This window comes from Enterococcus sp. 3G6_DIV0642, assembly GCF_002140635.1.
GTDB lineage: Bacteria > Bacillota > Bacilli > Lactobacillales > Enterococcaceae > Enterococcus_D > Enterococcus_D casseliflavus.
In genome coordinates, this window is record NZ_NGLH01000001.1 from 616,536 (window position 1) to 630,470 (window position 13,935).

Sequence of the window (13,935 nt, forward strand, 5' to 3'; positions counted from 1 at the left end):
ATACGTTTCCTTTTGTTCATTCTAACACTATTTATATATAAAGTAGAGAGATATTGAGTAGATAAATAAAAATACTACTGTAATTGATGAATAGGAAAAAGGCAATCTCACAGACGAGTTTCTCTGGAGCGATTTCCTACAACATGCTGGATGGCAAATTGCTCCATCATGTTTTGATTAATTACAAAGCATCAACTAACTAATTGTGTTGCACCCACTAGAAAATTACATAATTTCGCAACACCTGTTTCAGCTGTTTCTTTGATTAGAACAGTCGCAGTATTTTCGTAAACATGAATCACACTAACTTCTTGTAAACCGGTAAAGCCAATAACATTTGCCTGATAGTTTTGACCAGGGAACACTTGGTATTTTTCCATGTTTTTATCTCCTTCATTAATCTTATTTCAAAAGAATAATAATTAAAATTTAAGAAAAAGTAAAGTGAAACGATTTTTCATTCAAAAACTCGTCCTTTCGGCTGTTTATTCGAGTGAAAACCAACCTTTTCTGTAATTTTTCATTTGGATTTTCAATAAATATACGATGGCTAGTTGAATATTATTCAATGGATCGTACCAATTTAGCGAGCGATCGACTACAAAGTTGAGGGAAAGAAAGCTAGAAATCCCCAGCTATATTGTTTGTTTTGTCCCGTCTTCACGCTTATAATAAAGGTAGGAAGAACGATCGGTGTCACCACTTCCTAATTCAATTGAAAAGGGCGTGCAAGTTATGGAAAACGTATACCGAAATAACTTTGTCAAAAGAACGGTTCAACTGATGTTTGCACCAAAAAAAATCAGAAAACGTCCACCCGAACAATGGATCAAAATGCCTACCGACCGAGGTATTCGGAGAAAGGACGCGTGATCCAGCATCTCGCAGCTATGCGTAAAATAGTGTTTGAAGAAACGAAACTCAGGAAGTCCCGTCATGGGACTTCCTTTTTTATGTCATTTTTATCACATTCTTCATTGAGAAAATTATTAGTACAGGCGCTCTTTTACAGACGCAAGGTCAAGAATACGATGGAGTAAGAAATCACAAACTACAAAGAAACCAATGTCAGCACTCAATGGATCATTGGATGAAAGACTACAATCCTTCTTTTCATTGAGGGATTTCCCTGTTTCTTTTGATCGATTTTAAATTGGATATTGCCAGGAAAAATACGCGCCAACGAATTATCATTCTCTAATGGTACAGGAGACCAACGTTTAAGGAACGTAAAAGCAATCAAAAAAGCGCTTTTTTCGTACAAAGATTCTGTTAAAATGAAGATATGGATAAAAAAAGTAATTGCTGCAAATCAATCATTTAAAGAAGGTGAAAGCATGGACTACCAAGAAATCGCGCGTCATTTTCAAACGACATCGTTTGATCCCAAACCGTTTGTGCAAACTGCGATCGATGATCGAAAGGTAAGGGAGAAGCTAGTGGAGAATGTCGTTGATGGCCAAAATCATATCAATGAGTATTTTAATAGTTATTTGATCATTAAAGAAGTAGCCATTAAAAACCCTGAGCTGATTTATGATGAGTGGGAACGGATCTGGGCACTGCATACCCACAAAAATTCCTATCATCGGTGGATCGCCCATGATCTGATCACGCAACTTCTGGTGATCGATCATGAAGACAAGTTTGAAGCAATCAAGCGAGAATATGTACTGCTGCCCAAAGAAGAAAAAATCAGTAATTACAAGAAGATGTCTGAGAATATCCAAAAGGCTATGAAGCTCAAAGACCTCAGCAAAGAAATTTCACTGTTATGGAAAATTAAGTACATGTGATGAATGAACGGATAATCAGGTTGATGGTATTGCTTTCTATTAGCTAAATCATAGAAAAAACAGGCTATCTTTTTGTGATTCAAAAAAGAGCAGATGTATCAGTAGCAAGCAGCGATTATGAAGTTTAAAAAATTGATATCTCTGCTTTTTTTAGCCTGTAGTTGACTGATTATCCGATAATGAGCGCGCGTATTTCAACATGTCGCTGTATGAAATAACAGGGAAATCTCCCTTAAGTCCTTGTAAGAAGCCAAGTGAAACTTTATACTAGAATGTAATACTTATTCAAAAAAAGGACAAATAAAATGAGGACATGAGCTTTTATGAAGAAATATTGTAAGGAAAATGTGCTAGAAGCGGCGATGACGCGTTTGGAATATATTTTTGATACGTTTCCCCATGTGTATTTCTCTTTCAGTGGTGGAAAAGATAGCGGGGCCATGATCCAGTTGGCTGACCAAGTCGCACAGAACAAAAAGAAAACCTTTGATCTGCTGATTTTAGATATCGAGGCAAATTATGATGCTACGAGAACGTTCATGGAAAAAATCAAAGCGTTACCAAGTATCAATCAAACCTTCCACTTCTGTTTGCCCTTTTACGAGGACAACAATACCAGCGTCTTTCAGCCACAATGGCTGATGTGGGATGAACAAGAACGTGAGAAGTGGGTACAGCCGATGCCTAAAGATGCGATTTCACTTGCTGATTTGGATGAATCATTGATGGAAATCTATCAGAGTGCAAATATGAACCCTGATAAGTTTTTACGAAACTTTGCTCATTGGTACGCAAGCTATCATCAGTTTGAGCCGGTTGCTTGTGGTGTGGGGATACGAACCCAGGAAAGTCTGTATCGGTATCGATCGATCACATCGCCAAAGTATAACTTTCGGAAGCAATGCTGGATCAAACGGCAAGTAGCAGATTCAATGGTCGTTAATTTTTACCCAATCTATGATTGGAAGACCGAAGATGTCTGGGGAGCCTATGCCCATTTTGACTGGCCGATCAATGGCTTTTATGAAAAGTTGTATGATCATGGCGTTCCGATCCATCAAATGCGGATCTGTCAGCCTTACGGTATGCAGCAACGTAAAGGCTTGTACCAATATGCTTTGGTGGAACCGGAAACGTGGGAACGCGTCGTCAATCGTGTGTCAGGAGCCAATTTTGGTCGATTGTATGCCCAGACGGGATTATTGGCGCATTACAATACGAGAAAGCCCAGTCATATGACTTGGCAAGAGTATGCGGTCTTTTTACTGGAATCAATTGGACTTTATTCAAAGAAATTACAGGATCATTATTACCGCAAAATCACGATTTTGATTGATCATTATCGAGAAAAGCACGGGATCGAAGTGGAAGATATACCCGATGTGACCAAACGTAAGGACTGGCTGAAAAACGAAGTACTCTGGCATGACTGGAAAGGGATCGCTCGTGCGTTAGAAAAAAATGATTTTTCTTTGAGTACGCGACAATATAGTTTGACGAAAAAAGATGAGTCTGAATTGTATGAGTTGGCGGTCGATTTTGGGGCGGCTTTGGGGATCGAGCATTTACCCAAGTATCAGTTGAAAAAATTGAATGCCAAATACGAGTATTTAACGAAAAAAATCACCTAACGATGGACGAGTGCGTCCTTAGAGAGGAAGGGTTTTGTGAACGAACGATTGGTTTTATTTTTTCCACCGTATAAGAAAAGCCAATTCTATCAATTGATGGGGGCTTTTTTTGCGGAACGGGTGTATCAGCAGCAATTTCCGTACTTAGTCAATGATGAGAACTGCTACTGGTACGTGATTCTTGATGACGAAAAACGGGTGACTGCTTTTTCTTATTATGAAAAAGGCGCCAACAAAGTGGAGCTAGGGGAATTCTATGAAAAAGATCCAGCCGCTCAATTTAAAAAGTTTCTTTTACGGAAGATGCTGGTGGATATCAGCCGCAACTACCCAGAAGCAGAGATTCTCGCTTCTAGTAACCAGCCTAGTGAAATTGCACTTTTGGAGTCAAAAGGGTTTGCGGTCTATCGGCAAACAAAAAATTATTCATTTCTAAAAAGGAGTGTAGTACCTCATGAGCGATATCGATTTTCCAGTGTTAGCGGCGAAGCTGATCCCAGTCAGCAAGATTCACGCGAATACGTATAACCCCAACACCGTGGCTGCTCCAGAAATGGATTTACTGGAACTGTCGATTCGAGAAGATGGCTTTACGCAGCCATTGGTTTGTTACCACGATAAGGAGCAAGACAAGTATATTTTGATCGATGGGTTTCATCGGTACATCGTAGCAAAAGATCGTTTGGAATTGCCAAGCGTTCCGGTCACGGTGATCGATAAGCCTTTTGAGAATCGCATCGCTTCAACGATTCGCCACAATCGAGCACGTGGTACCCATGGCATCGAGAAGATGGGAAATATCGTGCAGCAGTTGGTGGCTAACGAGTGGTCGGATGAACGAATTGCCAAGGAATTGGGGATGGATCGTGAAGAGGTCTTTCGCTTTAAGCAGCGTTCAGGTTTAAAAAGTGCCTTTTCTAACCATGAATTCAGCAAGTCTTGGATTGAGTTTGAAAAAAGATATTACAAAGGCAAAAAAGAGACCTGAGAGGTTGAAAAAACTATTTAAAAAAGCTATCTATTAGAAGATAGCGATTCGTTAATAATTCTTTTTAAATTTTGAATAGGTGTTTTTTACAACGATAACGATCAAATTGACCACCATCGACAAGCAAAGCGTCCCTAAGAGAATAGCTAGGATCACACCTAATGCGTCTCTTAGAAAGCTGAAGATCGCTTCAATGATAAACATGGTTTTTCCTCCTTTTCTCATCGTCTATTTTTTCTGACAATTGCAAAAACAGCTTCCTTGAGCAATAACTACCCAAAGACTTTGCCCTGCGGGGTACAAGCCTCAGTTTCTTGAGACCCCGTCGCTTCAAAATTGAGTATACTTTATAAATAATGAAAATACGTTTCTATTTTTTACAATCGGAGAAAAAATCGGAAATGTTAAGAATAACGACACCTTTTCTAATTTTTCTTCGATTTACATCAATAATCGTATCAGGTTGCATAAAAAAAGTAAAATGATAACAAAAAATCGAATCGAGAAAAAAGATACTATTTCGTAACTTTATAACCGTAAGCGAATTCAAAAGCCTTGCTGCACCACGTCTTTAATATGTAAAGACTTGGTGCAGCTCTTTTGTTTCCCACTGTGACGAGGTTTACAAAATGACTGACATTATTTTTCCGGAAAAAGCATAATTGCATAAAAATCAATGCGGATTAAAACCGTTTTATAACAAAGATAGTAAGCGCATTTTTAGCTCGATGACAAAATTTTTTGTGATGCTGGGAGAAAGCATCAGTGGATGTTTTGATAATAAGCCGATCGACATGTGGGGATCAGGCAAAGGAAGCGAGACGATTTTTACTCGAGCATGAGTTTGCTCAATGATGGAACGAGGGATCAGACTGCAGTATCCAGTTCGTTCGATCAAGTAAGGAATCGTACTGATATTGCTGACAGACTCCCAATGGATCGAAGGAACCTGATTGTCAAGATAGCTTTCAATTTTTGTGCGAGCTGGACAATCAGACTTGGAACGATAGAGATGGCTCCCTTCAAGGTCGGCTAGCTTATTGATGATTAATGGGTTTGAGATTGAGGTAATGCAGCAAAGCTCTTCTTGAAACAATTCCTCGTAGGCAAAATGTTTCTCGTGAGGAAGTGAGCATAAGGCGAAATCGATTCGGTTTTCATTTAGTGCATTGGCTAATTCCAGTGTTGAGCCCACGATGATCTCGAAGTTTATTTTTGGATAGTGCTGCGAAAAATCGTGAAGCAGTGCAGGCAAAACCAAAATGTCATAGGGTTGAAGGATGCCCATCCGCAACGAATACTCGACCGTATGGGAAGCATTGATCAACTGTTCTTTGACCCGCTCCCAGTGGGCAATCAGTTCGGGTACTTCCTGTTTCAACAATTCGCCTTCCAAGGTCAATACATTGCTTTTTCCTTCCAAAAATAACGCTACTTCTAATTCGTCTTCTAACTTTTTGATATGGTTCGTAACGGTCGACTGGGCATAGTTTAGTTTGGCGGCAGCTCTAGTAAACGTACCTTCCTCGACGATTGTTTTGAAGGATTGCAGCTCCTTGATAAAATCCACGTTTGTTCCCCTCTCTTTTTACCTATTATACAAAAAAGGAGCGGGGAGAAAATTTCTTTTTTTTCTAGTAAATAAAAAAATTAGATACAAAAGTTATTTAAAACATGCAGTCTGTTATGACCGTATGTTTCTTTGCTTTTAAAATAACGAATTTCACATTTGTGGCTAAGGATATCCGCTAAAATTTCATTTATTAAAAAATCCACGAAGCAGGCCAACTTTTCAGGGATTACGAACAGCACATAAAAACAAGACAGTGGTTTTCTCCGCTGCGCTTGAATGGAAAAGCGTTTATTAGGAGAGGAATCTTGCAAAAAAGGTCTGATTTTTTTCTGATGTGAAAAAAATAGACACGCTAAGAGAAAAGAAAAATGGATACTTAGGAAAGGGTCAAAATAGCAAACCGCGCAATGAAAAACTGGCGGCGCTTCCTTCAAGAAGGCCGTCAGTTTCCTTAGGTCAACGAATCGGTGTGATTCTTGGCTGAATCAGCTGTTCAATCGTTTTGTGGATGATCGTCCAGTCCGAAAGGGTGGGGACATTGGAAATGCGCAGTTGCTGAAATTTGGAGTTGCTTTTCAGATGTAAGTCAAAATTGCTAACGATCAAATCTATTTCCCGATGGATCAATTCTTGTTCATCAGGAGCGACTTCAAAAAAGTAACTGATTTCTGTATGGTCGTTTTTAAATAATTCCGTTGATGCGGCTAAGAAAGCATCTAGACCAGCACCGCCTTGAAAAGCAAAGGCTACTTTGAGGTGTTTTTTCAGCTGGGGATTAGGCGCTAACTCGCTTAACAAAGTCAATGTGACTGCGATATGTTCCAAGTGAGTAAAGGAAAAGAAGCGGCTTTGATCGTTGAAGGGTTTCAACCACTCATTCCAAGCAAGGTAATCCGTCTTGAATGTCGTTTCAACAAAGGCTTTGATCTGCGGATCAGCAAACTCATAATTGGCAGAAATCATCGTCAGCAGGCGAAGATTTACGAGATACGCGACGATCTTGTGGGCGGCTGCAGGTGGAATAGCGACGCCAGATTTCTCTAAAAAGGCAGCCGCTTCTGCAATAATTTCTGGTCTTTCTGTATGGTGAAAAATGTAATCCGCATCGTTTTCTCCATTGATGTCCATCGTACTATAGGAAAGACAGTGGAGCGCATTGACAAAGATCCAAAGTAGTTCTTGTTGCGGCAAGTGGATGATTCGGTATTTTTTCAAGTAATGTTCGTTTAATATTTCTGAGAAAATAGCGAAGCGTTCTTTCTCCAATAGATTGCGTTCTAAAGACGGCGGCAAGGTCAAAAAGTAAGAATAGCGCCACCTACGCTTGGCGATACTTAACCACAGAGCAAGTCGGTAATGGCTGTAATGCAAATCTTTCTTGTTGGCTTCTTTGGCTTTTTGGACCAGCAGACGGGCATCAGCAGGACTATCCTTATCTAAAATCGTGCTATCGCCATAAGCAGAAAAAAAGACGAACAGACAAAATCGGATGTCCGCTTCGGTACCAATAAAGTCAAGATGATTCGTGGCAATAGTTACAGAATAGGTTTGCAACGACTTGTTCATGTAGCTGATCGTCCGTAAAAGATGACTGCGAGAATAACCGAATTCAATCGTTGCTCGGTGAATAGAGTATTTTTTATTATCAATAATACTCGTCATGATTTTAAACTCCAGCGTTTCCATCCCCAGATACTGAATGGCAGAATTGATGGAAGCGTTCGGCGCATAAGCGATCGAGACGATGTTCGTTTCTGAGAGTGTGATCTTGACCAGTTCTTTTGGCAAACTGTCACTTAATATACTCAGCTCTTTGGTAACTGTAGGCAAAGATAGACCCAGTAATGTCGCTAATTCTTGTGGATGATACCCTGTCGGTGCAGCATTTAGCACTTGCAAGATTTTTACTTGTCGAGAAAATGCTTTGTCCCGATGCAAGTTGATAGATAAATTTTCTAACATTGAAGTCACCACCTATCCATTGAAATTACGCTCGTTTTAAGTAAATTATATAATACTCTGCGCCAATCAAGAAGTCTTATCCCTTGAAAATTGGCGGATTTCATGTTAAAGGTGCGCCGCATGTTTTATCGAGTGTGAAGCAGTCATTGAAAACAGCTTTTTTAGAAAAAACAACCTTGCCAGTTGCAGACCTAAAACGCTTGGATAGATTGGTCCAAAGATAAGTGTGAATAACGTTGGGGAAAAGAAAAAGGAGAAAAAATGAAAATGAAGAAACGCGTAGTTATAAGTAAGAGCGCTTTAGTAGGGATGCTGATTTTAGGGACAACCTTTCCAAGCACATGGCCGATCGCTCAGGCAACAGAAACACAACAAACAGAGCAGCAAACACCATCCATAGACTCCACCGTTCCCTTGCTGACAGATTCAACAGGAAGCATGGACACAGGAGAAAAGACAAATTCCCAAGAAGGAAATGCTGACGTCGTATCTTCCGAAACAACCGCAAGTGAAGTGGTGACCACCACTTCAAACCCAGAAACAAATCAATCTAACACAGCTGATACTGCAGAAAAAACTCAAATTTCAGTTACTGCCCCATCTGCTGAAACCAATGTAGAATCTACGGATAGTCAACCTTTCGCTGCAGAATCAACGAAGAGTATCGAGAGTTTCAACTACGATCTGACTGTAGAATATGATCCGATCAAGTATAAAGCACTGGTTTTGGATTTGCCAATCCCGGAAAAATACGCACACCAAACACTATACCAAGACCCGCAGTTGACAGAAGATTTTTATGTCTACAAAACGGATAAGGTATACATGCTGGTGGGGCTATGGTATACAAGTGAAGTGACTGGTACCAATCAATTAAATATATCTTGGACAAGCTTTACAGGTTTTACGATCAACTATTACGGTCTAACAGCGGTTTTAGAATATACCGACGTTAACGGAAACCTTTTGTTTACGGCGACATATAATGTTCGCTTTACGAATAGCCATTTGACGGTTAAATATGTGGATGAATCAGGGATGGAAATCTATCCTTCTCAAACCATCCATAATAGCACCAATGAATCCTATAATGTCTCTACAAGTGCGTTTATTCCAGAAATTCCAGGGTACGTTCTTGATACCAATCAACTACCGACGAATGCCAAAGGAAATTTTCCTCGAGGCGAATCGACAGTGACCTACGTCTATCAAAAAGCACCAACGGACTTCACAGCGCTATCCGTGAAAGATACCACGGTTTATGAACGAGATACATGGAAAGCCGCGGATAATTTTGAACAAGCAGTCTCAAAAGAAGGAAAAATACTGACTTACGAGGAATTCCTCGCTGAGGGCGGCAGTGTGTCTGGGCAAGTCGATACTAGTCAAGCGGGTACTTATACAATCAGCTACCACTTAAACAATGTAAGCAAAGAGGCAACGGTCCTCGTCAAACCTCGATTCACTGCGATTACTGTTCACGATTCTTCGTTGTACGTCGGCGAAAATTGGTCCCCAAAAGATAACTTCGACCAAGCCGTCGATCGGGACAACCATCCAGTTGCTTTTGCCGATGTGAGCGTTGACGGAAGCGTGGATACCAAGAAAGCGGGGACCTATGAGGTAGTGTATCGTTATGATGGGATAGAAAGCAAAGCCGTGATCACCGTCAAAGCGGATCAAACGACAGTCAAAGTCCACAATAGCGAGTTGTACATAGGGGAACAATGGGAAGCCAAGGACAACTTCGACAGCGCAACGGATCGGGATGGTTCAGCTGTGGAATATGGGGATATCACTGTCACGGGGACTGTCGATACAACGCAAGCAGGCAAGTACGAGGTCACTTACAGCTATCACGGCGTAGAAAGCAAAGCCATTATCACCGTCAAAGCGGATCAAACCACAGTCAAAGTCCACAATAGCGAGTTGTACACAGGGGAAAACTGGAAAGCTATGTATAATTTCGATAGTGCAACGGATCGAGATGGTAAACCTGTTGATTTTGGGGATATCATCGTTACAGGCAGAGTGGACACAATGAAAGCAGGCAAGTACGAGGTCACTTACAGCTATCACGGCGTTGAAAGCAAAGCCCTTGTTACCGTCAAAGCGGATCAAACGACAGTCAAAGTTCACGATAGCGAGTTGTACACAGGGGAAAACTGGACTGCCAAGGACAACTTCGATAGCGCAACGGATCGAGATGGTAAACCTGTTGATTTTGGGGATATCACTGTTACAGGCAAAGCAGATACAACAAAAGCTGGCAAGTACGAGGTCACTTACAGTTATCATAGTGTAGAAAGCAAAGCCATTATCATTGTCAAAGCGGATCAAACGGCAGTTAAAGTTCACGATAGCGAGTTGTACACAGGAGAAAAATGGACAGCCAAAGACAACTTCGATAGCGCAACAGATCGGGATGGTAAACCTGTTGATTTTGGGGATATCATCGTTACAGGCAAAGTGGACACAATGAAAGCAGGCAAGTACGAGGTCACTTACAGTTATCATAGTGTAGAAAGCAAAGCCGTAATCACCGTAAAAGCCGATCAAACGATAGTTAAAGTCCACGATAGCGAGTTGTACACAGGGGAACAATGGGAAGCCAAAGACAACTTTGACAGCGCAACGGATCGGGATGGTAAACCTGTTGATTTTGGGGATATCACTGTTACAGGCAAAGCAGATACAACAAAAGCTGGCGAATACGAGGTCACTTACAGTTATCATAGTGTAGAAAGCAAAGCCATTATCATTGTCAAAGCGGATCAAACATCCATAAAAGTTCACGATTCAACGATCAAGCAAGGCGATGAATGGTTGCCAGAAACAAACTTTGATTCTGCCACCGATCGTGATGGCAAAAAAGTAACCTTTTCAGAAGTAGGAGTCAACGGCACAGTGAACAACAACATAGTCGGTCAATACACGGTTTCCTACTATTACGGCGCAGTGATTGTCCAGGCAGTGATTACTGTACAAGCAAAAGTCAGCGAAGCGCCTAACGAAACACCTGAAGAAACGCCAACAGAAGTACCAGAAGAAAATCGTCCGGAAAGTGAGTCGCCTGCGACTGAAATCCCTGAAACTGAAGCGTCTGATCCAATAATAGAAGAACCGATCAAGACACGTCCTGAGACAGAGACGTCAGAAACAAACGATCAAGAGAAAAACGGAAAACGGCCATCAGAACAATCAGACAAACCCTCAGCAACGGGACAGAAAGCACGGATCAAAGCAAGCAAACAATCCACTGCTAAGCAACTGCCAAAAACAGGAGAAACAAGCAGTGTCTTGCTAAGTGTGACAGGTATCCTATTCTTAATCGGCGGACTGGTGTTCTTGTACCGTAAGAAATCATGGAGAAAACAACAATAGGATCAACAGAAGAGTTAGCAGAATAAAACATACAGGACGAACAAGCTGGATGAATTGCTTTAAGAGAACAAATATCGGTCTTTAAGCAATCACAAACATCAGCAATGTTCGTCCTGTTTTTTATATAGTGAGCAGCCGAAAGTACTAAGTTCAACCAGCACGTGTATTTATGAAATGACCTCATCCTTCTCCAGACTAAGATAGCGATAAAAAGTCGAGCGCTTTAAGCCTGTTTGGGCACAGATATCCACAACGGCTTTTCCTTCCTTTTGATAAAGGTGCAATGCGTGTTGGATCAGTGCGGGATCGATTCGTGGACGACCGCCAATATTTCCTCTAGCACGTGCGGATTCTAAGCCTTCTTTGGTCCGTTCAACGATGATGTCTCGTTCGAATTGGCTGAAGGCTTGGAAAACAGTCATCATTAATTTTCCTTGAGGGGTTTGTGTATCAAAATTTTCTTTGATACTGATGACTTTTACACCTTTCTTTTCAAAAAAGTAGACGAGATCAATCAGGTCTTTGGTACTTCTTCCTAGCCGCGAGAAACTTTCAATAATGATTTTATCGTTTTCTTTCACTCGTTTTTTTAATTTATTTAATTCAGGACGATTTGCGCGTACACCACTGATCTTTTCAGTATAAATTTTGTTGCATTCATACCGGTCAAGTAAATCCAATTGACGAGAGAGATCCTGTTGTCTTGTGGATACACGGGCGTATCCATAAACCATATTTGTCATACAAATTCCTCCAGTTGCACAAAAAGAGTCTACATAGAGAATACCTTGTTTGTTCACTTAAGTACATATTCTAACACCAACTTAAGTAAATTTGGGAAATAGGAAGGTTTTTTTATAGACGCAAATATTGTACTATAGAAAAGAAACCAGTCGGTGAAGGAGAAACACGGAGGGCAAAATGAGAGAATTGCAGTTAAATTTTATGCTAAACAAAACGACCGTTCGATGGCTTCAAATGTTAAATACCTTTGAACGAGAACGGACTTGTTCCATCGCAAGTTTAGCCAACAAGCTTGATGTGACCCAACGGACGATCAGCTCTGACATCAAGGAATTGAAAACCTATCTGCAGGAGGCAGCGGAATTTACTCTTGAAGCCAATGGCTATCATTTTAGGGAAACTGATCCGAAAAGATACTTGTCTCAAAAAAAGGAGCTTGTTGCAGAAGAAGGCATGTATCAAATCGTGGAAGCCATTTTCCACGGTGAATTCTGTTCGGTTGAAGAGTGGGCGCAGCGCTTGTATGTATCAGAAAGTACGATGCGTCGCTATTTGAATACTGCTTCTGCGACGTTACGAAAGTATCATTTAGAGTGGATCTTGCAACCGGTCAATTTGAGTGGATCAGAAGCCAATATTCGCAAGTTTTTTATAGATTTTTATTATGAATCAGATGTCACGCCACATACGCTCTTGCCCCCCAAAGAACTGATTGCGTTAGTCAGTGATGCCTTCTCAAAAATTCCCACAGCGCTGGTGAATACAGGCGTTTCTCCGAGTGATTTTTATTATAGTTTGTATATTGCGATCAAGCGCTATCAACTGGGAAAGACCGTTCAGATTCCTCGATCGTTGGCAGCAATCGTCGAAACGCATGAGGCGTTTGCGATAATGAAGAATTTAGCGCCTAAAATCGAAGCGCTATACCGAGTAAGACTACCGCAACAAGAAATGATGTGGCTTTATTTAGTGACCGTGATGAAACGAACTTTGACCGAGCCTGAAAAAGAGCAGCAATTCGTTGCAGCGTTTGGGCTGTATCCTGAACTCGAAGAACTGAGTCAGCGCTTCGTGCAAGAATGGGGCATTTCCTTTCAAGAGCCTCAACAGGTCCAGACGATGATCCACGCCTTTTTTCTGTCAAAGAAAATCAATGAGCAGCTGGCGCCCGTTTTAAATCACTTGCTAACAGAAGTAAAAAATGAAGCGCAAAAGCATGGTTCTGCTGCTTATCAAAAAAATCTGGCATTTATGAAGCAGCACCAAGCGATTCTAGGGGTCAAACAGGAGTATCTGTCAGATGTTTGTGCCGCACTGACCCTTTACAGTGAAGCAATCAGGGAGCTTTATGCACAAAAAGTCAAACGGATCGCGTTGATAATAGAAGGTGATCTCTATGCCTGTCACACGATTCGTGCGCGCTTCTTGCGTTATGTCGGCAACGACCATCGGGTATTCTTTCCAAAAATCAATGAATTGACGAGCGATTATTTGAAGGAAAACGCCATTGATCTTGTGGTCACGAATTATAGTGAATATTTATCAGAGTTCATCTTATCGACTGACTCTCTTTTACTCAAAGCAATTCCCGATCATCAAGATTGGCTAAGAGTGATTGAAAAAATCGATCCTCAGTTAGGGCAAGCGTTAAACGTTCCCACAGCCTAATCCACGTGTTGCAACACAGCATGACGAGGACATATGTGAATAGATCAAAGAGAAAAGCCGCAACCGTTACGATCGACGGGTGCGGCTTATATTCGTTTGTCTAATAAAAAAAGGAGTTATCTGAAAATATGCCCACTGTTCCTGAATACCAAAAGATTGGGTTGTTTTGGTGAAAGAACAGCCTAAGCG

General features: G+C 41.0%; 11 protein-coding genes. 6 read left to right on the forward strand and 5 right to left on the reverse strand.

What is annotated here, in order from left to right; translation table 11 throughout:
- Positions 1-191: 191 nt before the first annotated feature.
- Positions 192-380, reverse strand: a complete 189-nt coding sequence (locus tag A5878_RS02995; protein ID WP_005227564.1) for a hypothetical protein — start codon at positions 378-380, stop codon at positions 192-194.
- 957 nt (positions 381-1,337) lie between these two features.
- Here A5878_RS02995 and A5878_RS03000 point away from each other — a divergent pair.
- The 4 genes from A5878_RS03000 (at position 1,338) to A5878_RS03015 (ending at position 4,415) form a co-directional block, all read left to right on the forward strand.
- Entirely contained in the window at positions 1,338-1,796 is a 459-nt protein-coding gene (locus tag A5878_RS03000) for a hypothetical protein (protein WP_086294565.1), read from the forward strand.
- A gap of 323 nt (positions 1,797-2,119) precedes the next feature.
- Positions 2,120-3,427, forward strand: a complete 1,308-nt coding sequence (locus tag A5878_RS03005; protein ID WP_086294566.1) for a DUF3440 domain-containing protein — start codon at positions 2,120-2,122, stop codon at positions 3,425-3,427.
- A 36-nt stretch (positions 3,428-3,463) separates the two neighbouring features.
- On the forward strand, positions 3,464-3,955 hold the full coding sequence (locus tag A5878_RS03010) for a hypothetical protein (protein WP_005227570.1): 492 nt from the start codon (positions 3,464-3,466) through the stop codon (positions 3,953-3,955).
- Positions 3,882-4,415, forward strand: a complete 534-nt coding sequence (locus A5878_RS03015) for a ParB/RepB/Spo0J family partition protein (protein WP_005227576.1) — start codon at positions 3,882-3,884, stop codon at positions 4,413-4,415. The genes A5878_RS03010 and A5878_RS03015 overlap by 74 nt, the downstream gene beginning before the upstream one ends.
- Positions 4,416-4,466: 51 nt before the next feature.
- On the opposite strand, the gene A5878_RS17440 is transcribed toward A5878_RS03015, so the two are convergent.
- The 3 genes from A5878_RS17440 to A5878_RS03025 all read right to left on the reverse strand — a co-directional run bounded on the left by A5878_RS17440 (position 4,467) and on the right by A5878_RS03025 (position 7,950).
- The gene (locus A5878_RS17440; RefSeq protein WP_010748814.1) at positions 4,467-4,619 is read right to left on the reverse strand and encodes a hypothetical protein; all 153 of its coding nucleotides are present in this window, start codon (positions 4,617-4,619) and stop codon (positions 4,467-4,469) included.
- A gap of 490 nt (positions 4,620-5,109) precedes the next feature.
- Entirely contained in the window at positions 5,110-5,985 is an 876-nt protein-coding gene (locus tag A5878_RS03020) for a LysR family transcriptional regulator (protein WP_086294567.1), read from the reverse strand.
- Positions 5,986-6,444: 459 nt separating this feature from the next.
- Positions 6,445-7,950 carry a helix-turn-helix domain-containing protein gene (locus A5878_RS03025; protein WP_086294568.1) on the reverse strand — a complete coding sequence of 502 codons (1,506 nt, stop codon included), beginning with the start codon at positions 7,948-7,950 and terminating at the stop codon, positions 6,445-6,447.
- A 267-nt stretch (positions 7,951-8,217) separates the two neighbouring features.
- Between A5878_RS03025 and A5878_RS03030 the strand changes: the two genes are divergently transcribed.
- Positions 8,218-11,334 (forward strand): bacterial Ig-like domain-containing protein, encoded by a 3,117-nt coding sequence (locus A5878_RS03030; protein WP_256925758.1) that lies wholly within the window; start codon positions 8,218-8,220, stop codon positions 11,332-11,334.
- A gap of 167 nt (positions 11,335-11,501) precedes the next feature.
- Here A5878_RS03030 and A5878_RS03035 read toward each other — a convergent pair whose 3' ends face one another.
- Complete coding sequence (locus tag A5878_RS03035; RefSeq protein WP_005227582.1) at positions 11,502-12,077, reverse strand: recombinase family protein; 576 nt, start codon at positions 12,075-12,077, stop codon at positions 11,502-11,504.
- A 178-nt stretch (positions 12,078-12,255) separates the two neighbouring features.
- On the opposite strand from A5878_RS03035, the gene A5878_RS03040 reads away from it, so the two are divergent.
- On the forward strand, positions 12,256-13,746 hold the full coding sequence (locus A5878_RS03040) for a helix-turn-helix domain-containing protein (RefSeq protein WP_086294569.1): 1,491 nt from the start codon (positions 12,256-12,258) through the stop codon (positions 13,744-13,746).
- The last annotated feature ends 189 nt before the right edge of the window (positions 13,747-13,935 follow it).